This is a genomic window from Dactylosporangium sp. CA-139114, from assembly GCF_050955725.1.
In the GTDB taxonomy this organism is placed as follows: domain Bacteria; phylum Actinomycetota; class Actinomycetes; order Mycobacteriales; family Micromonosporaceae; genus Dactylosporangium.
Genome location: NZ_CP192080.1, coordinates 4690190 through 4707786 on the forward strand (window position 1 = coordinate 4690190; position 17597 = coordinate 4707786).

Here is a 17597-nt window from a genome sequence, read left to right on the forward strand (position 1 = left end):
GTCGAGCCCCAGGCTATCGACGTAAGCGCTTACGCATCCCCAGCCGCCACTGGAGGAATCCGATGCCCAGACGCCTGCTCGCCGTGCTCGCGGCGGCCGCCCTGCTCTCCACCGCGGCGTGCTCCGGCGCCGCGCCGAGCCCCTCGGCCTCGGCGGGCACCGCCGCGGCCAGCGGAGCCCCGGCCCGCGCGAACGCCGACCTGGTGATCTGGACCTCCGACGTCGCGGCCCGCGCGGTGCGGCCGATCGCCGAGGAGTTCGGCCGCACGAACGGGATCACCGTGGCGGTGCAGGTGATCGCGGCGGACCTGGCCGCCACCGCGATCACGGCCAACGCGGCTGGCAACGGCCCGGACGTGCTGACCCTGCCCAACGACTTCCTCGGCGGGGCGCTGCAGAACGGCGCCATCACGCCGCTGTCGCTGCGCGCGGCGGACCTGACCGCCTACGAGCCGAGCGCGGTGGCCTCGGTGAGCCGCAACGGCCAGGTGTGGGCGCTGCCCTACGCCATGGAGAACCTGGTGCTGTACCGCAACACCAAGGCCGCCCCCGCCGCCCCGGCCACCGTCGAGGAGCTCGTCGCGAGCGGCGAGGCCGCGGTCAAGGCGGGCACGGTGGAGCGGGTCCTCGCGCTGCCGGTCGGGCAGAACGGCGACGCGTACCACATGCAGCCCTTCTTCACCTCCGCCGGCGGCTCGTTGTTCGGCGCCGACGCCAACGGCCAGCCCGACCCGGCCAAGCTCGGCATCGGTACCCCGGAGTCGATCGCGGCCGCCCGGAAGATCGCGGCGCTGGGGGAGGGCGGCTCGAAGGTGCTGAGCCGCTCCGTCGACGGCACCAACGCCATCGCCCAGTTCACCGGCGGCAAGGCCGCGTACCTCGTCTCCGGGCCGTGGGCGCTGGCCGACATCCGCAAGTCCGGCGTGCCCTACGACATCACCCCGATCCCGCCCTTCGCCGGCGGCAAGCCGGCCGCGCCGTTCCTGGGCGTCCAGGCGTTCTGGACCATGTCGAAGGCGAAGAACCGGGCCTTCGCGGAGGAGTTCGTCACCAAGTCGATGAACACCCCCGAGGCGATGGCCGCCATGTACGCACAGGACCCGCGCCCGCCGGTGCGCACCGACGTCCTGCGGTCCGTCTCGGCCAAGGACCCCGACACGGCCAAGCTCGCCGCCGGCGCCAAGAACGCCACCCCGCTGCCGGACTTCCCGTTCATGTCCGGCGTGTGGCCGCCGCTGGGCCAGGCCTACGCCGCGATCGTCGGCGGCGCGGACCCGGCCGCCACCATGCAGGAGACCGGGCGCACCATCCAGAGCGTCGTGCAGGCGAAGTGATCGCGCTCGGCGCCAAGGTGCTCTGCCTGGGCACGGCCGTGGGCACCGCGGCGGCGCTCACCCCCAGCCTGGTGGCGGGCCGGCACTACGGCTTCCTCGCGGCCGCCTGGGCCGTCATCGCGGTCCTGCTGCTCACGTACGCGACCCGCCGCGCGCTCGTGGCCAAGTACCTCGTCCCCGGCTCGATCCTGCTCGTGCTCTTCACGGTCACCCCGGTCCTGGCCACCCTGCAGCTGTCCACGACGAACTTCGGCGACGGCACCCGCACCAGCAAGGAGCAGACCATCGCCCAGCTGCTGGGCAACTCCGTGGTGCCGGCGCCGGACTCGCCGACGTTCAACCTGACCGTGGCCACAACCGGCGACGTGCGCACCGGCCCGTTCACCTACTTCCTGGTCGACCGCGCGACCATGGACGCGTTCGCGGGCACCGAGGACGGCCTCCGGCCGCTCGACCGCGCCGCGGTGACGATCGCCGGCGGATACGTCACCGCGGCCGCGGGCTACACGATGCTGACGCCGCAACAGGTCAACGAGGCGGGGCCGTTCGCCGTGCCGACCAGGGACGGCGCCATCCGCCGGCGCGGGCTGCGGGAGGCGTTCGAGGGCCACACCGTGCTGCGCTACGACGCGGCCGCGGACGCCATCGTCAACACCGACACCGGCGTGCGGTACACCGTGCGGCGCCAGGGCGACCGGGAGTACTTCGTCGACGCGAACGGCACGCGGCTGGCCGACCAGTCGTGGCGCGCCGACGTGGGCCTCGACAACTACCGGCAGGCGCTCACCGACACGCGGATCCTCGGCGGCTTCCTGCGCATCTTCGCCTGGACGGTCGTGTTCGCCGCCGGGTCGGTCGTGCTCACCTTCGTCGTCGGGCTCGCCGTCGCGGTGATGCTCAACGACCCGCGGGTGCGCGGGCAGAAGCTCTACCGTTCGGTACTGCTGCTGCCCTACGCCATCCCGGGGTTCATCAGCATCCTGGTGTGGTCCGGCTTCTTCAACCGCGACTTCGGCCTCATCAACGCCCTCACCGGGCTCCACGTGAACTGGCTCGGCGACCCGCTGTGGGCCAAGGCCGCGCTGCTGCTGCTCAACCTGTGGCTCGGCTTCCCGTACAGCTTCCTGGTCGCCACCGGCGCCCTGCAGGCCATCCCGGCCGACGTGCGCGAGGCCGCGACCATCGACGGCGCCGGCGGGCTCACCGCCTTCCGGCGCATCACCTTCCCGCTGGTCCTCACGGCCGTGGCGCCGCTGCTGGTGGCCGGGTTCGCGTTCAACTTCAACAACTACAACGTGGTCGAGCTGCTGACCGGGGGCGGCCCGTTCACGCCCGGCAACCCCGACGCCGGCGCGACCGACATCCTCATCAGCTACACGGTCCGCCTGGCGTTCGGGGCCGGCGGGGCCCGGTTCGGCTTCGCCTCCGCCATCGCCACCCTGCTCTTCATCATCACCGGCGTGCTGGCCGCCGCCCAGTTCCGGGCCACCCGCCGCCTCGAGGAGGTGCACTGACGTGTCCGCCCGCTGGTGGCGGGAGGTCGGCTGGCGTCACATCGGCGGGCTCGTGGCCGTCGCCTTCGCCGTCGTCCCCGTGCTCTACATCGTCTCCGCGGCCTTCAACCCGCTGGGCACGGTCGTGTCGACCGACATCGTGCCCACCCGGCTGAGCCTCGTGAACTTCCGGTCGCTGTTCGACGACCCGGCGCGGCCGTTCGCGCGCTGGGCGCTCAACACCGCCGTGGTGTGCGTGGCGGTGACCGGCGTGCAGGTCTTCTGCAGCGCGCTGGCCGCCTACGCGTTCTCCCGTTTCCGGTTCCGCGGCCGCCGCGGCGGGCAGCTGAGCCTCCTGCTGATCCAGATGTTCCCGCAGTTCCTCGCCGCGATCGCCCTGTTCACCATCTTCACCGAGCTCGGCCAGGTGGTGCCGGCGCTGGGGCTGAACACCGTCACCGGGTACAGCGTCGTGCTGATGGGCGGCGCGCTCGCGCAGGTGTGGCTCATCAAGGGGTACTTCGACACCGTGCCGCGGGAGCTGGACGAGGCGGCGACGATCGACGGGGCCGGCCACGCCACCATCCTGTTCCGCATCATTCTGCCGCTGGCCCGGCCGATCCTCGTCGTCACCGGGCTGCTCGCCTTCGTCGGCACGATCGGCGAGTTCCTCCTCGCCTCCGTCTTCCTGACCGACGCCAACACCAAGACCCTCGCCGTCGGCCTGTTCGGCATCATCCAGTCGGACCGGTCGAACAACCTCGGCGTGTTCGCCGCCGGCGCCCTCATGACGGCCCTGCCGGTGGTGCTCCTGTTCCAGTTCCTGCAGCGGTACATCCTCGGCGGGCTGACCGCCGGATCGGTGAAGAGCTGATGTTTCCCTACCCGATGTCCACGCGGCCCGTCGCCGACCCGGCGGCCGTGGTCCGCGGCGAGCGCTACCGCATCACGGTCCTCACCGAGGGGCTGGTGCGCCTGGAGTACGCCGAGGACGGCGTGTTCGAGGACCGCGCATCCACCTTCGCCCTCAACCGGTGCCTGCCGGTCCCGGACTTCCGGGTCCTGGAGACCGGCGGGCACCTCGAGATCGTGACCTCCCGCTTCCGGCTCACCTACGACCGCGGCCCGTTCACGACCAGCGGCCTGAGCCTCGCGGTCCGCGGCGGCGTCACCGCCTACCACTCGGTGTGGCGCTACGGGCAGGAGGCGGAGACGCTCGGCGGCACCGCCCGGACCCTGGACAACGCCGACGGCCCGGTCCCGCTGGAGCCCGGGGTGGTCTCCCGCACCGGCTTCGCGGTCCTGGACGACTCGCGCTCGTTCCTCTTCGAGCCCGACGGCTGGGTCGCGGCGGACAACGTCGGCCGCACCGACCTGTACGTTTTCGCCTACGGCCGCGACCACGCCGCCGCGCTGCGGGCCTTCCACGCGGTGTCCGGCCCGGCGCCGGTGCTGCCGCGGTACGCGCTGGGCAACTGGTGGAGCCGCTACCACGACTACACCGCGGAGTCCTACCTCGCGCTCATGGCGCGCTTCCGCGCCGACGGCATCCCGTTCTCGGTCGGCGTGCTCGACATGGACTGGCACCTGGTCGACATCGACCCGCAGCACGGCAGCGGCTGGACCGGCTACACCTGGAACCGCGAGCTGTTCCCGAACCCGGCGAAGTTCCTGGGCCGCCTGCACGACGCCGGCCTGCGCGTCTCGCTCAACGTCCACCCGGCCGACGGGGTCCGCCCGTTCGAGGAGGCGTACCCGGCGATGTCGGCCGCCCTCGGCCGCGACCCCGCGCTCGGCGAGCCCATCGCGTTCGACGTCACCGACCGGCAGTTCCTCGCCGCGTACCTGGAGGTGCTGCACCGCGGGCTCGAGGCGGACGGCGTCGACTTCTGGTGGCTGGACTGGCAGTCCGGGCCGCACTCGCGCGTGGCCGGCATCGATCCACTGTGGATGCTCAACCACTTCCACTACCTGGACAACGGCCGGGACGGGCGGCGGGCGCTCACCTTCTCGCGGTACGCCGGGCCGGGCAGCCACCGCTACCCGGTCGGCTTCTCCGGCGACACCGTCGTGTCCTGGGCCTCGCTTGCCTTCCAGCCGCACTTCACCGCGACCGCGGCGAACATCGGGTACGGCTGGTGGAGCCACGACATCGGCGGGCACTTCTTCGGCGTGCGCGACGACGAGCTCGCCACCCGCTGGGTGCAGTTCGGCACGTTCTCGCCGATCCTGCGCCTGCACTCGATGAAGAACCCGTTCCTGGTCAAGGAGCCGTGGTCGTTCCCGCCGCACGTGGGTGCGGTGATGACGGCGTTCCTGCGGCTGCGGCACCGCCTCGTGCCGTACCTGCACACCATGAACCACCGGGCGGCGGGGGAGGGGCTGCCGCTCGTGCTGCCCATGTACTACCGCGACGCGTCGTGCGAGGACGCCTACGAGGTGCCGCACCAGTACCAGTTCGGCACCGAGCTGGTGGTCGCCGCGATCACCGCGCCGTCGGACCGGCGCACGGGCCTGGGCCGCGTCAAGGCCTGGCTGCCGCCGGGCGGGTGGGTCGACGTGCTCACCGACATGGTGTACCGCGGCGACCGCACGATGTACCTGCACCGCGACCTCGCCACCATCCCCGTCCTGGCCCGGGCGGGGGCGATCGTGCCCCTCGACGGCGCCGCCGTGCCGGGCAACGACCCCGTCAACCCCGCGCACGTGGAGCTGCTGGTCGTCGTCGGCGCCGACGGCGAGTTCGAGCTCCTCGAGGACGATGACGCCGCCTCCTTGGCGCGCACGCTCATCCGCTTCGAACAGGGGCCGGGAACCCTGACGGTGGGCCCGGTCCGGGGCGCGGCGGAGGCGGTGCCGGCCGTGCGCACGTGGACGCTGACGCTGCCCGCCCTCGACCTCGCCGCGGACGCCGTGGCCACTGTGGACGGTGCGCCGGTGCACGCCGAGGTCCGCCAGGAGGGCACCCGCGCCGCCATCACCGTTGCCCAGGTTTCCGCGGCGGCGACGCTGCGGATCGCGCTCGGCCCCGACCCGCGCTTGCGCGCCAACGACGTCGCGCAGCGGCTGTTCACCCTGCTCAACCGCGCACAGATCGAGTACCTCACGAAGACCCGAGTCCTGGACGCCGCCACGTCCGAGCACTCCCTGGCGGTGCGCCTGTCCACCCTGCACGCCCTGGACCTGGACGAGGCCCTGCTCTCCGCCGTCGTCGAAGTCATGACGGCGGACGTTTCCCCCTGAGGAGGGACGCCGTGAAACGTTTGTTGAGTATCGCCGCGCTCGCCATCGCGCTCGCCGCGGTGCCGTTCGCCCCCGGCGGCCGCGCGGCCGAGGCGGCCGTCGGCACCAACGACGTCATCGCCAACCTGTGGCTGTGGCCGTGGACGTCCGTCGCCACCGAGTGCACCAACGTCCTGGGCCCGGCCGGGTACGGGGCGGTGCAGGTCGCGCCGCCGGAGGACTCGATCCGCGTCGCCGGCAGCCCGTGGTGGGACATCTACCAGCCCGCCGCCTACGACCTGACCAGCCGCATGGGCACCCGCGCGCAGTTCCAGAGCATGGTGAGCGCCTGCCACAACGCGGGCGTCAAGGTGTACGTCGACACCGTCATCAACCACATGACCGGCGCCGGGCAGTCCAACAACACCGCCTACGGGCCCGCGTCGTTCACGAACAACTACAGCTACCCCAGCGCCGGCTACACCTCGGCGGACTTCCACTTCTACCCCGCCGACTGCCCGCAGCCGGACAACCAGATCCACGACTACAACAACCAGACCGAGGTCTGGAACTGCCAGCTCGTCGGGCTCTCCGACCTCAAGACCGGCAGCGACCACGTGCGCACGAGGATCGCCGGCTACCTCAACGACCTGATCTCGCTCGGCGTCGACGGTTTCCGGGTCGACGCCGCCAAGCACATGCCACCGGCGGACCTCGCCGCCATCAAGGGCAAGCTCACGAACCAGGGTGTGTACTGGGCGCAGGAGGTCATGCCCGGCGGCTCGGGCAGCCTCGCGCCGGCCGCGTACGAGGGCATCGGCGGGGTGCTCGAGTTCACCTACGCCACCAGCCTCAAGGCCCAGTTCAACGGCAGCATCGCCAACCTGCAGACCATCGGGCCGAGCTGGGGCCTGGAGCCCAGCGCCAAGTCCACCGTCTTCGTGTCCAACCACGACACCGAGCGCAACGGCTCCACGCTCAACTACAAGTCCGGCGCCACCGACACCCTCGCCAACGTCTTCATGCTGGCCTGGAACTTCGGCACCCCGAACGTGATGAGCTCGTTCACCTTCTCCAGCAACGACCAGTCCCCGCCGGCCAACGCGAGCGGGTACGTCACCGCCGTCACCTGCGGCAGCGGCTGGCAGTGCCAGCACCGCCAGCGCGCCATCCGCAACATGGTCGGCTTCCACAACGCGACCCGCGCGAGCACGGCGGTGGGCAACTGGTGGAGCAACGGCGCCAACGCCATCGCCTTCTCCCGCGGCACCGGCGGCTGGATCGCCATGAACAACGGCACCGGCGCGCTGGCGTCGCGCACCTACAACACCGGCCTGCCCGCCGGCACGTACTGCGACGTCATCCACGGCGACTACAACGCCGCCGCCCACACCTGCAGCGGCCCGACGGTCACGGTCAACGGCTCCGGCCAGGCCACCGTGGGCGTCGCGGCCAAGGACGCGGTCGCCATCCACGCCGACGCCCGCGTCACCGCCACCGGCATCTCCTTCACCGTCTCGGGCGCGCCCACCGGCAACCCGGTCTACCTCGTCGGATCCGTGCCGCAGCTGGGCTCCTGGAACACCGCCAACGCCCTGCCGATGACGGCGAGCGGCGCCAACTGGACCACCACGGTCTCGCTGCCGGCCGGGACCGGGATCGAGTACAAGTTCATCACGAAGACCGGTTCCGGCACGGTCACCTGGGAGCCGGGCAGCAACCACACGTACACGGTGCCGGCCTCCGGCAGCGGCGCCATCAGTACGACCTGGAACCGCTGACGTTGCCCGCATGACGCCGGCCGGCACCGGGGTGATGAACGCCCTGGTGCCGGCCGGCCGGCACGCGGCCCGCGCCCGCGGCGGCTCCGTCGTCACCATCGCCGCCGGAGCCGTCGTCAGGGCACCCCACCTGCGATAATGTGGCGCAGCGCGGCAGCCGTCCGACGGGCGCGGCGATCCGACGGATCGGAGGTGGCACATGGCGGACGACCGGCCGGAGCGGCATGCCGCCGGTTCGGCGGCGTTGCGTGAGCTCGGTGCGTTCGCCCACCGGTGGGAGGAGCGCCGGGACTCGCTGAACACGCTCGCCGAACACTGGCGCGACGATCCGGACACCATGCCGTTCCTGTGGGAGCGCGCCGTCGCCGATCCTGACGAGGACGTCCGCGGGACCGCCCTGCTCGGTCTGGCCACGCACTGGCCGCACCATGCCGGCACGCGGTCGTTGCTGATGGAGCGGGCCGTCACCGACCCCGACGAAGACCTCCGGCTCCGGCTCGTGGAGGTCGTCGCGCGCGGCTGGCCCGGCCATCCTGAGACGCTGCCCTGGCTGCTTCGGCTGATCGATCACGATCCGGACGAGGATGTGCGGGCCGCAATGGTGACGATCGTCGCCGGCACCTGGCGGGACGATCCGGCTGTCCGGCCGCTGGTGCACCGGTGGGCCACCGATACGGACCCGGAGGTCCGCGAGGCGGCCGTCCGTGCCCTCGCCACCCACTGGCGCGCAGACCCGCAGACCCTGCCGCTGATCCGCGACCGGGTAGTCGCCGACGCCGACGCCGATGTCCGGGAGACGGCGCTGCGCGTCCTGGCCGGATGGTGGCGGGACGACCCCGGCACGCTGCCCCTCGTCCAGGACAGGGCCGTCACCGACCCTGACGAGGAGGTCCGGGAGGCGGCCGTGCGAGCCCTCGCCGACAACTGGTCCGACGAGCCGGCCACCGCCGCGCTGCTGCGCAGCCGGGCCGCCGAGGATCCGGACGACTACGTACGGCTCGCCGCCACGCAGGCGCTGCGCGTCATCGGCCGGGCTGACCGCGGTAACGACAGGGCCGGGGCGGGCGTTGCGGGGGCGCCGGTGGTGCCACGCGTGCGGGATCGGTCGATCGGTCAGGGTTGAGCAGTTACGGCATCGATCGATGGATTGTTCGGTGCCCGCTTGAGGCGCGGCCGCTATGGTCGCCCGCATGACTTTCGTCCGATTAGCCCGGAACGCGGCTTTGCGGTGGCGGCGCGTGTCGATCCTCGCCGGGGTGCTCGCGGTGTTGTGCGCGGTCCCCGCCGCCGCGGCGATGGTCTCCGGCACGGCGCTCCCGGCGCCCTCGTTCGACGGGCCCGTCTACGCCGTCGCCTACCGCGGCGCGACCGTGTACGTCGGCGGCGCCTTCACCGCCGCGGTCGTCGGCGGCCACCGCGTGCCCCGCCAGCGCCTGGCCGCGTTCGACGCCCGCACCGGGGCGCTGCTCGACTGGGCGCCGGCCGCCGACAACACCGTGCGGGCGATCGCCGTGGCCGGCGCCACCGTCTACGTGGCGGGGGAGTTCGGCACCGTCGGCGGCGCGGCCCGCTCCCGGCTCGCCGGGCTCGACGCCGACAGCGGCACGGTCACCGCGTTCCAGCACCGCGTCGCCGGGCAGGTGGCGACGCTCGCCTCCGGGCACGACAGGCTGTACGTCGCCGGCAGCTTCTCCACCGTCGACGGGGTCAAGCACGCGAACCTCGCGGCGTTCACGCTCGCCGACGGCGCCCTCGACGCCGGGTGGGCCGCGGGCAGCGACGAGGCCGTCACCGGGCTCGCCGTCACGAGCGGCCGGGTGTACGCCGGCGGCGGCTTCCACCGCGTCAACGGGCAGTCCGCGCTGCGCCTGGCCGCGCTCGATCCGGCCACCGGGAAGCTCGACCGCGGGTTCCGCCCCAACCCTCCGGCGATCGTGCTCGCCGTCGCCGCCAGCGACGGTACCGAGGCCGGCTCCACAGCCCTGGTCGCGGTCGCGATGGGCGGGCAGGGCGGCCGCGCCGCGGGGTACACGCTCGCCGGTGCCCAGCGCTGGCAGCGGGTCTTCGACGGCGACGCGCAGGCGGTCGCGGTCCTCGACGGGATCACGTACGTCGGCGGGCACTTCGACTCGGCCTGCACGACCACGCGCAACCAGGCGCACGGCGTGTGCAGCGACCGCTCGGTGAAGCGGGTCAAGCTCGCCGCGATCAGCTCCTCCGGCCAGCTCACGAGCTGGGCGCCGCAGGCCAACGGCATCGTCGGGGTGCGCAGCCTGGCCGCGAGCCCGGTCACCGGCACGGTCACCGCGGGCGGCGAGTTCACGACCATCGGCGGCATCGTGCAGAAGCGGGTCGCCGTGTTCGGGTAGGCCGCAGGGCGACCGGACCCGCTCACCGCCGGCCTGCGTGAGCTGCTCGCGACCGGCCCCGACGCGCTCCTCGCCGCCGGCGGGGACTGGTCCCGCGGCCGGATCAACCGGGCGCACGGCCGCGAACGCAGCGCCGCCGCGCATGATCGGGTAAGGTCGTCGCGGGGTGCCGGGAAGTCTGGTCGGCGAGTGTGTTCACCGTGCCGACCGGAAGGACCCCACATCATGAAGGCGCGCGAGCTCGCGGCGGAGTTCCCGGTCGTCCGGCTGGGCACCCCGGCCCTGGAGGCGGCCCGGTTGCTGGCCGGGCAAAACCTGCCCGGGCTGATCGTGCTCGACGAGCACGGCTACCCCTTCACGATCCTGGCCGGCACGCAGGTGCTGCGCATGGCGATCCCGCAGTACTGCCAGGACGATCCGGCCCTGGCCCGGGTCGTCGACGAGCCGGCCGCGGACCTGCTGCTGCGCGAGCTCGGCGAGCGTACCGTCGCCCAGGCCCTGCCGCCCGACAAGCGCGAGCTGGCCGTCGTCGCGCCGGACGCCACGGTGCTGGAGATCGCGGCCGTGATGGCCCGCACCCGCACCCCGCTCGTCGCGGTGGTGGACAAGCAGCGGCACCTGCTCGGCGCGATCACGCTCGACGCGCTGCTCGACCGGATGCTCGCCGAGTGAGCATCACCGCCTGGCTCGCCGTCGCGATCTTCGCGGCCGCCTACGTGCTCATCGCCGCCGAGTGGGTGCACCGGGTGACCGCCGCGCTCGGCGGCGCGGTCCTCATGCTGCTCATCGGCGCCACCGACGCCGAGCACGCGTTCTTCTCGGCCGATGCCGGGATCGACTGGAACGTCGTGTTCCTGCTGCTGGGCATGATGCTCATCGTCGCCGTGCTCAAACGGACCGGCGCGTTCGAGTACCTGGCCATCTGGGCGGCCAAACGCGCGCGCGGGCGGCCGTTCCCGGTGATGGTCATCCTCGTCGTGGTGACCGCGGTCGCGTCGGCGATGCTCGACAACGTCACCACCGTGCTGCTCATCGCCCCGGTGACGTTCCTCGTCTGCCAGCGCCTCGCCGTGCCCGTCGCCCCGTACCTGATCGCCGAGGCCATGGCCAGCAACATCGGCGGCACCGCCACCCTCGTCGGCGATCCGCCCAACATCATCATCGCCAGCCGCGCCGGCTTGTCCTACAACGACTTCATCAACCACCTGGCCCCGCTCATCGCCGTGCTCGTCGTCGTGTTCGTGCTGCTGTGCCGGGTCATGTTCCGCTCCGCGTTCCGTACCGATCCGCAGCGCGCCGCCGCCGTGGTGCAGCTGCGCGAACGCGACGCGATCCGCGACCCGCGGCTGCTCGTCGTCAGCCTCGCCGTCCTCGCGCTCGTGACCGCCGCGTTCGCCCTGCACTCGGTGGTCCACCTCGAGCCGTCCGTGGTGGCGATCGCCGGCGGCCTCGTGCTGCTCGCCGTGTCCCGGCTCGACGCCGCCGAGGTCGTCGCCGACGTGGAGTGGCCGACCCTCGCCTTCTTCGCCGGGCTGTTCGTGATGGTCGGCGCGCTCGTGCACACCGGCGCCGTCGGTGCCCTGTCCCGCACGATCGCCGACGCGGTCGCGGGCGACCCGCACCTGGCGGCGATGGGCCTGCTGGGCGGGTCGGCGGTCCTGTCGGCGATCGTGGACAACATCCCCTACGTGGCCACGATGAGCCCGATCGTCGCCGACCTCGCCCACGCCGAGGGCAGCACCGGCGGGCCGCACGTGCTGTGGTGGGCCCTCGCGCTCGGCGCCGACCTCGGCGGCAACGCGACCGCCGTGGGCGCGTCGGCCAACGTGGTCATCCTGGGCCTCGCCGAACGGGCCGGGCAGCGGATCAGCTTCTGGCAGTTCACGAAGTACGGTCTCGTCGCCGCCGGGGTCACCGTCGCGATCTCGGCGCTGTACCTGTGGCTGCGCTACCTCGCCTTCGCCTGACCGCACCGTGCCCCCCGACAGGATCCCCGGATGACGCTGCGCTACTCGTTCAGGTCGAAGGTGTTGTGGTCCGCCCGTGGCCGGCCGGACAACGCCAGGTGGAGCGCGACGTCGCGGCTGTCGGCTGCCGGTGCCGGGACGTCCGGACGCACGCCGGTGCCTTCCCAGTTGTCGCCGGAGAGATGGCTGATGCCGCGGGCGACCGGGATGGAGGCTTCCAGGTGCGGGTGGACACGGAAGCCTTCGCGGGGGTGAGCGCCGCCACCGGTACGCTCGCCGACGATCGTGGCCCGCCCCGTCTGTTGCAGCGCATAACTGAGGGATTCGCCGCCGGAGAACGTAGCCGGGCCGGTCAGCACGTACAGCGGCTTGTCCGGTCCGAACCGTGGACCGGGCACATACGGGAGGGTCCAGTACTGACGGAGGTGGCCTTCGCGGGAGACGAAGTCCTCCACGTGGAGCGGCTCATTGCCCAGCAGGTACGTGCACACCAGCATCACCATGTCCGGCGCACCACCTCGGCATTCTCGTAGGTCGATGATGAGCGCGTCCGCGTCGGCGACGAGGCGTAGGGCGTCGACCATCGCCTCGCCGGCGATCTGCGGCGGGTAGAGGATCGGCCGTAGGCACAGCAGCGCGACGTTGCCGGGCAAGCGTTCGAGCTGGGCGATGCCGGACCCGTCGGCGCTCGCGTCGCGGGTGAGCCGGGCCAGCTGCGCCTCGTCGGTGTCGGCCGGAACATCGTCGGCGCTGTGCAGCAACCGCAGGTGCTTGTCCCCGTTGGCTGACTGGAGGTCCTCGGTGACGAGTGCGGCCAGCGCGGCAGCGTCGCCGGCGCGGTCGTAGCGGCCGTCGGTGGTCCGCTGGTGCAACAGCCGGGCCAGGTCGCTGCCGACCTCGGCGAAGACGTAGTGCTCGGCGACCAGCCGCCCGACGTGCGTGACGATCGAGCGTGCGGTGGCGTCGTCCATGGCGGCCAGTAGAGCAGCGGATTGACAAAGCGTCAAGAGCTGTTGACGCTTGGCGGGTGTCCGTACCCGACGCTCCGCCGCCCGACGAGGTCATGCGGGTCGCCACGCCCGAGCAGTTCAAGGCGATGGCCCATCCGCTGCGCCAGCGGCTGCTGTTCGCGCTGGTCCACCCGGCGACCATCAGTCAGCTCGCGACGGCCACCGGCAGCCAGAAGGGCAACATCGCTCATCACGTGAAGGTGCTGCGGAAGGCCGGCATGGTGCGGGTGGTCGCCACCCGGACCGTCCGGGGCGGCACCGAGCAGTACTACCAGCGCACCGTGCGCCGCTACGAGCTTGGCGGCGAGCAGGCCGCGGCCTGTACGCCACTGCTCGTGCGGGCAGTCGCCGACGAACTGGCCGGTGCGGCGCCTGAGCCGTTTCTGCTGCTGCGTAACATCCGGTTGACCGCCGAGCAGGTCACCCACCTGACCGACGAACTCACCCGACTCTCTACGGAGTTGACCGACGCCGGGCCCGACGCGCACCGCTACGGTGTCCTGCTCACCCTGTACCGGCCAGCTCAACCCGAACCAAACACCGAAGCGCCATGAACCGGCTCCGGCAGCGGCGATCCTGACCGCGGATGGAGGGAAGCCGCCCCGCTACCTGAGTGCCGGCGCGGCCTTTGTCATCAGGAACATTCTCCTTCGCGCGTGAATTCGGAGGCATCGTGAAGCTCTTGCTCACGTCCGGCGGCATCACGAACCCGAGCATCCACTCGGCGCTCGTGCAACTGCTCGGCAAGCCGGTCGACGAGTGTCACGCCCTCTGCGTCCCGACAGCACAGTGGGGTCACCCGATGTGCGGTCCGACGTCGGTACGGGACTTCGTCGCCGCCCAGCCCAAGCCTGACCGGCGGTACATGTCCGGCCTGGGCTGGGCGTCGGTCGGTGTCCTCGAGCTCACCGCACTGCCCACCATCGGCGCGCAGCGATGGGTTCCCTGGGTCCGCACGGCCGACGTGCTCCTCGTCGACGGAGGTGACGCGACATACCTTTGCCACTGGATGCGCGAGTCCGGGCTGGCCGATCTGCTGCCTTCGCTGCCCGACAAGGTCTGGGTGGGAGTAAGCGCCGGAAGCATGGTGATGACGCCCCGGATCGGGGACTCCTTCGTCGAGTGGCCGTCCGCGCCGGACGACCGCACCCTGGGCGTCGTGGACTTCTCGATCTTCCCGCACCTGAACCTCTTCCCGACGAACACCATGGCTGACGCCCAGCGATGGGCCGCCGACATCGGCATCCCGGCCTACGCCATCGACGAACAGACCGCCATCAAGGTCGTCGACGGCTCAGTCGAGGTGGTCTCCGAAGGGCAATGGACAAAGTTCGGCTGATGGGTGGGGGATTGTGGCATGACCGACACCAAACGCTAGCCTCATGAACGGTCCCTCGGCACGAGGTTCAATGGTCGTCGCGGGCGCGGACCACGACCACCGGGCAGTCGGCCTTGTGCACCAGGCTGCTGGAAGTGCTGCCGAGCAGCAGTTCGCTGATGCTGCGATGGCCGTGCGTGCCGACCACGATGCCCAGGGCGTGCCGCTCCCGCGCGAGCCGGATCAGGGTGTCGGCGACGGTCAGGTCGTCGGCCACGGCGAGGCCCTCGGCGTCGCTGTAGCCGGCCTCCCGGGCGATGAGCGCACCCCTTTGGGCGGCCCGCCTCGCCGCCTCGTACTGCTCGAGCTCGGCCTCGGTCGCGCTGCGGATGTCCAGCATGGCCGGCGGCATCTCCAGCGCGGCGATCGGCAGGGTCGCCGTCTCGAAGGCGCGGCCCGCCTCCCACACCGTGACGACGAGGGCGCGCCGGGGCCCGACCAGCGCCGCGGAGTCCCGCAAGGCCCGCTCGGCGGCAGACGAACCGTCGAACCCGATGATGACCGGCGCGGCATTCGTCACGCGTCCCACGGTACCCACGGATCCGGCCCCTGGCAGGGCGCGAAGCGCGCGGCGGGGATGAGGTCAGGGTGGTCCGAACGGATGCGGGTACGGACGCCGCTGTGCGGGTACGCGTGCCTGACACCGAACGAGTCCGAAACGAGGGGCCATGGATGCTGACCGATTCCTCGCGATAGTTCGGCGGGAGGCGGAGCTGCCCGACAGCGCAGCGGCGCGCGACGCCGTCCGGGCGGTATTCGTGACGCTGTCCGAGCGCCTGATGGCGGGCGTGATCCAGCGCCTCCGGGCGCACCTGCCCGACGAGTTGGCCCAGGACCTGCGCCCGCAGCCCCATCAGCCCTTCGACGCCGATGAGTTCCTGCGCCGGGTCGCCGAGCGCGCCGGGTCGGACGTGGCCACCGCCGAGCGGTACGCCAAGGCGGTCTTTCTGGCGCTGAGCCGTGCGCTGGAGCCGGAGGACCTCAAGGCCGTGCTCAGCGAGCTGTCCAAGGACTTCCGCCCGCTGACCGAGAAGGCCCGCCGCCCGGCGAACCAGCTGCGGGAGTTCGTCGGGCGGGTCGCCGACCGGACCGGCCTGGACGAGCAGCGGGCGCTGAGCATCAGCGAGGCCGTGCTGGAGACGCTGGCCGAGCGCATCGCCGGCGGTGAGGTCGACGATCTCATCAAGGAACTCCCGCACGACCTGCGGCCCGCGCTGGAGCGGGGCAAGGAGCGCTCGGCCGGCCGGGCCCGGAAGATGGAGCTCGACGAGTTCCTGACCCTGGTCGCCGACCGGGCCGGGGTGAGCGTCGAGGAGGCCCGCGATTACGCCGGTGCGGTCCTCGCGACGATCCACGATGCCGTCACCGAGAAGGAGTTCCGCGACCTGGTCTCCGAACTGCCACGCTCCTATGTGGAGCTTGCCCACGCGTGAGTGCGTGGGCGCACAAGACGATCAGCGACTGACGCGAGGCGGCTGGACATGACGCTGAGCCTGCGATCGGCGCTGCCGCTGTTCGGGGGCGGTTCGTGACCGGGACGTACGAGTTCGTCGCCCTGGGCCGGCTGACCTTCCGCAGAGGTTTGCTGCCAGCCTCGCCGGGCAGCGATGCCGCGTGGAGGTGCCGACCGGAAGGAGGACGCGGTGACGGACATCGGCGACAGGTTCCACACCGGCCAGGAGGCCCCGGCATCGGGCGTCTACCGTTTCGTGGAGTCTTCCGACAAGACGTGCGAACCTACCCCGGCGGGCATGGAGATCCCCCTGACCAAGGGCGAACGCTTCCCGCCGCACCGCCGCTGCAACGGCTCGGTGGTCTGGGAACTGGAGAGGTTCGCCTGACCGGGACGGCTCGGGCGTGCTGTCAGTGAAGCCGAGGTAGTTGCGGAGCACCAGCACCGTCTCCATTCGGGCAGGTCCCAGACGGTCGGCTCGATCTCCTGCACCGCTGCCTTCAGGTCAGGACGAGGTGGGCGCCTGGACGCCGGACGCGTCAACGATGGCAGTAGCCACGTGTTCGAGGGCGCGCTGGTCGTCAGCGCTGAGGCTGTCCGCGATCTCGGGCAGGCGCTTGACGGTCTCGGCGTACACCGCCTCGGCGAGCACCTTCCCCGCGGGTGTGACGACGAGCATGATGACCCGACGGTCCTGTTCGGAGCTCACCCGGCTGACCAGGGCGCGCCGCTCGGTGCGGTCCACGAGCTGGCTCAGCGCGTTCTTGGTCATGCCGAGCGCGGCGGCGAGGTACGTCATCCGCCGTGGCTCGTCCTTGATCGCGCACAGCAGCGTGGCCTGCATGGGGGTCAGGTCGAGCTCGGCGCAGATCTGCGCATACTTGCGCTGGATCAGGACCGAGAGCCAGAAGAGCTTCTCGCCGTAGTCCATGGCCGCCTGCCCTCATCCGGTGCCAGATGTCAGTCTAGCGCCGGGATGCGCGCGTATTCGGATGCGTTCGTGTGGCTCGGAATGCCACACCGCCGCGGTGGAGAGGTTCCGGTGCGCCGCGTGCTGGAACGCGCTGAGTGAGACACGACTCACGGCAACCCGCTGGGGCGGTCGAACTGTCCGCGCGCAGCTCTACCGAGACGACCGACCCGCCTGAGCGGATCAGTCGCGGCACTCGCGCAGTACGCCGGACCGTCGCGGGCCTGTGGTCAACGGCGTCCGGGATGGCGGATCGTCACGCCGCGGGCCTCCAGGCGGGGCAGGACGGCCGGGTCGTCGAGGCGGGCCAGGGTGATGTCCAGGTCGCGCAGTGCCGGCAGGGACTCCAGAGCGCCGGCCGTCGTGCGCCGCCGCCAGGGCTGAGGGCACCGGGAAGGCGTGCAGGAGGTTCAGTGACGCCGCCAGGCGCGGGCCGGGGCCAGGGTAGCCGTCGTCCGGGCCGTCGGGTCCGGTCGACTCGACGACGGCCCGCAGCTCGTCGGCGGCGTCCTCCGGCACGTGCGCGACGTCGGCCCGGACCGGTGCCCCCCGCGGATCGGGGTGCGCCGTCCACGAGTCGAAAGGCTGGAGACCGGTCTCAGCGGCCCACAGGCACCCCG

At 71.9% G+C, this 17597-nt stretch carries 17 protein-coding genes; 14 read left to right on the top strand and 3 right to left on the bottom strand.

All coding sequences use genetic code 11. From position 1 onward, the window contains the following. Positions 1 to 62 precede the first annotated feature (62 nt). From ACQP2P_RS21270 to ACQP2P_RS21315, 10 genes are all read left to right on the top strand, one after another. The gene (locus ACQP2P_RS21270) at positions 63 to 1334 is read left to right on the top strand and encodes a sugar ABC transporter substrate-binding protein (RefSeq protein WP_433618479.1); all 1272 of its coding nucleotides are present in this window, start codon (positions 63 to 65) and stop codon (positions 1332 to 1334) included. Next, entirely contained in the window at positions 1331 to 2848 is a 1518-nt protein-coding gene (locus tag ACQP2P_RS21275) for an ABC transporter permease subunit (protein ID WP_433618481.1), read from the top strand. Before ACQP2P_RS21270 ends, ACQP2P_RS21275 begins: the two co-directional genes overlap by 4 nt. A 1-nt stretch (position 2849) precedes the next feature. Further along, the gene (locus ACQP2P_RS21280; RefSeq protein WP_433618483.1) at positions 2850 to 3701 is read left to right on the top strand and encodes a sugar ABC transporter permease; all 852 of its coding nucleotides are present in this window, start codon (positions 2850 to 2852) and stop codon (positions 3699 to 3701) included. Next, positions 3701 to 6070: a TIM-barrel domain-containing protein gene (locus ACQP2P_RS21285; protein WP_433618485.1), complete on the top strand. Its 2370-nt coding sequence runs from the start codon at positions 3701 to 3703 to the stop codon at positions 6068 to 6070. The genes ACQP2P_RS21280 and ACQP2P_RS21285 overlap by 1 nt, the downstream gene beginning before the upstream one ends. Before the next feature lie 11 nt (positions 6071 to 6081). Continuing rightward, positions 6082 to 7830: a carbohydrate-binding module family 20 domain-containing protein gene (locus ACQP2P_RS21290; RefSeq protein WP_433618487.1), complete on the top strand. Its 1749-nt coding sequence runs from the start codon at positions 6082 to 6084 to the stop codon at positions 7828 to 7830. Positions 7831 to 7840: 10 nt separating this feature from the next. Beyond that, on the top strand, positions 7841 to 7969 hold the full coding sequence (locus ACQP2P_RS21295; protein ID WP_433618489.1) for a hypothetical protein: 129 nt from the start codon (positions 7841 to 7843) through the stop codon (positions 7967 to 7969). 60 nt (positions 7970 to 8029) lie between these two features. After that, positions 8030 to 8953 (top strand): HEAT repeat domain-containing protein, encoded by a 924-nt coding sequence (locus ACQP2P_RS21300; protein WP_433618491.1) that lies wholly within the window; start codon positions 8030 to 8032, stop codon positions 8951 to 8953. A gap of 67 nt (positions 8954 to 9020) precedes the next feature. Continuing rightward, on the top strand, positions 9021 to 10199 hold the full coding sequence (locus ACQP2P_RS21305) for a hypothetical protein (protein WP_433618493.1): 1179 nt from the start codon (positions 9021 to 9023) through the stop codon (positions 10197 to 10199). 225 nt (positions 10200 to 10424) lie between these two features. Beyond that, on the top strand, positions 10425 to 10871 hold the full coding sequence (locus tag ACQP2P_RS21310) for a CBS domain-containing protein (protein ID WP_433618495.1): 447 nt from the start codon (positions 10425 to 10427) through the stop codon (positions 10869 to 10871). Then, the gene (locus tag ACQP2P_RS21315; RefSeq protein WP_433618496.1) at positions 10868 to 12166 is read left to right on the top strand and encodes an SLC13 family permease; all 1299 of its coding nucleotides are present in this window, start codon (positions 10868 to 10870) and stop codon (positions 12164 to 12166) included. The genes ACQP2P_RS21310 and ACQP2P_RS21315 overlap by 4 nt, the downstream gene beginning before the upstream one ends. A 41-nt stretch (positions 12167 to 12207) precedes the next feature. Here ACQP2P_RS21315 and ACQP2P_RS21320 read toward each other — a convergent pair whose 3' ends face one another. After that, the gene (locus ACQP2P_RS21320) at positions 12208 to 13137 is read right to left on the bottom strand and encodes a S41 family peptidase (RefSeq protein ID WP_433618498.1); all 930 of its coding nucleotides are present in this window, start codon (positions 13135 to 13137) and stop codon (positions 12208 to 12210) included. 56 nt (positions 13138 to 13193) lie between these two features. On the opposite strand from ACQP2P_RS21320, the gene ACQP2P_RS21325 reads away from it, so the two are divergent. Next, on the top strand, positions 13194 to 13730 hold the full coding sequence (locus ACQP2P_RS21325; protein ID WP_433618500.1) for an ArsR/SmtB family transcription factor: 537 nt from the start codon (positions 13194 to 13196) through the stop codon (positions 13728 to 13730). A gap of 119 nt (positions 13731 to 13849) precedes the next feature. Next, positions 13850 to 14515: a Type 1 glutamine amidotransferase-like domain-containing protein gene (locus ACQP2P_RS21330; RefSeq protein ID WP_433618502.1), complete on the top strand. Its 666-nt coding sequence runs from the start codon at positions 13850 to 13852 to the stop codon at positions 14513 to 14515. 67 nt (positions 14516 to 14582) lie between these two features. On the opposite strand, the gene ACQP2P_RS21335 is transcribed toward ACQP2P_RS21330, so the two are convergent. Continuing rightward, positions 14583 to 15074 carry a universal stress protein gene (locus ACQP2P_RS21335; RefSeq protein ID WP_433618504.1) on the bottom strand — a complete coding sequence of 164 codons (492 nt, stop codon included), beginning with the start codon at positions 15072 to 15074 and terminating at the stop codon, positions 14583 to 14585. 148 nt (positions 15075 to 15222) lie between these two features. Between ACQP2P_RS21335 and ACQP2P_RS21340 the strand changes: the two genes are divergently transcribed. Together ACQP2P_RS21340 and ACQP2P_RS21345 are read left to right on the top strand one after the other, a co-directional pair. Continuing rightward, positions 15223 to 15987 carry a DUF2267 domain-containing protein gene (locus tag ACQP2P_RS21340; RefSeq protein ID WP_433618506.1) on the top strand — a complete coding sequence of 255 codons (765 nt, stop codon included), beginning with the start codon at positions 15223 to 15225 and terminating at the stop codon, positions 15985 to 15987. A gap of 210 nt (positions 15988 to 16197) precedes the next feature. Then, positions 16198 to 16395 carry a YjzC family protein gene (locus ACQP2P_RS21345; RefSeq protein WP_433618507.1) on the top strand — a complete coding sequence of 66 codons (198 nt, stop codon included), beginning with the start codon at positions 16198 to 16200 and terminating at the stop codon, positions 16393 to 16395. 117 nt (positions 16396 to 16512) lie between these two features. Here the strand turns inward: ACQP2P_RS21345 and ACQP2P_RS21350 are convergent, their stop codons facing one another. Further along, on the bottom strand, positions 16513 to 16938 hold the full coding sequence (locus tag ACQP2P_RS21350; protein ID WP_433618509.1) for a MarR family winged helix-turn-helix transcriptional regulator: 426 nt from the start codon (positions 16936 to 16938) through the stop codon (positions 16513 to 16515). Between the last annotated feature and the right edge of the window lie 659 nt (positions 16939 to 17597).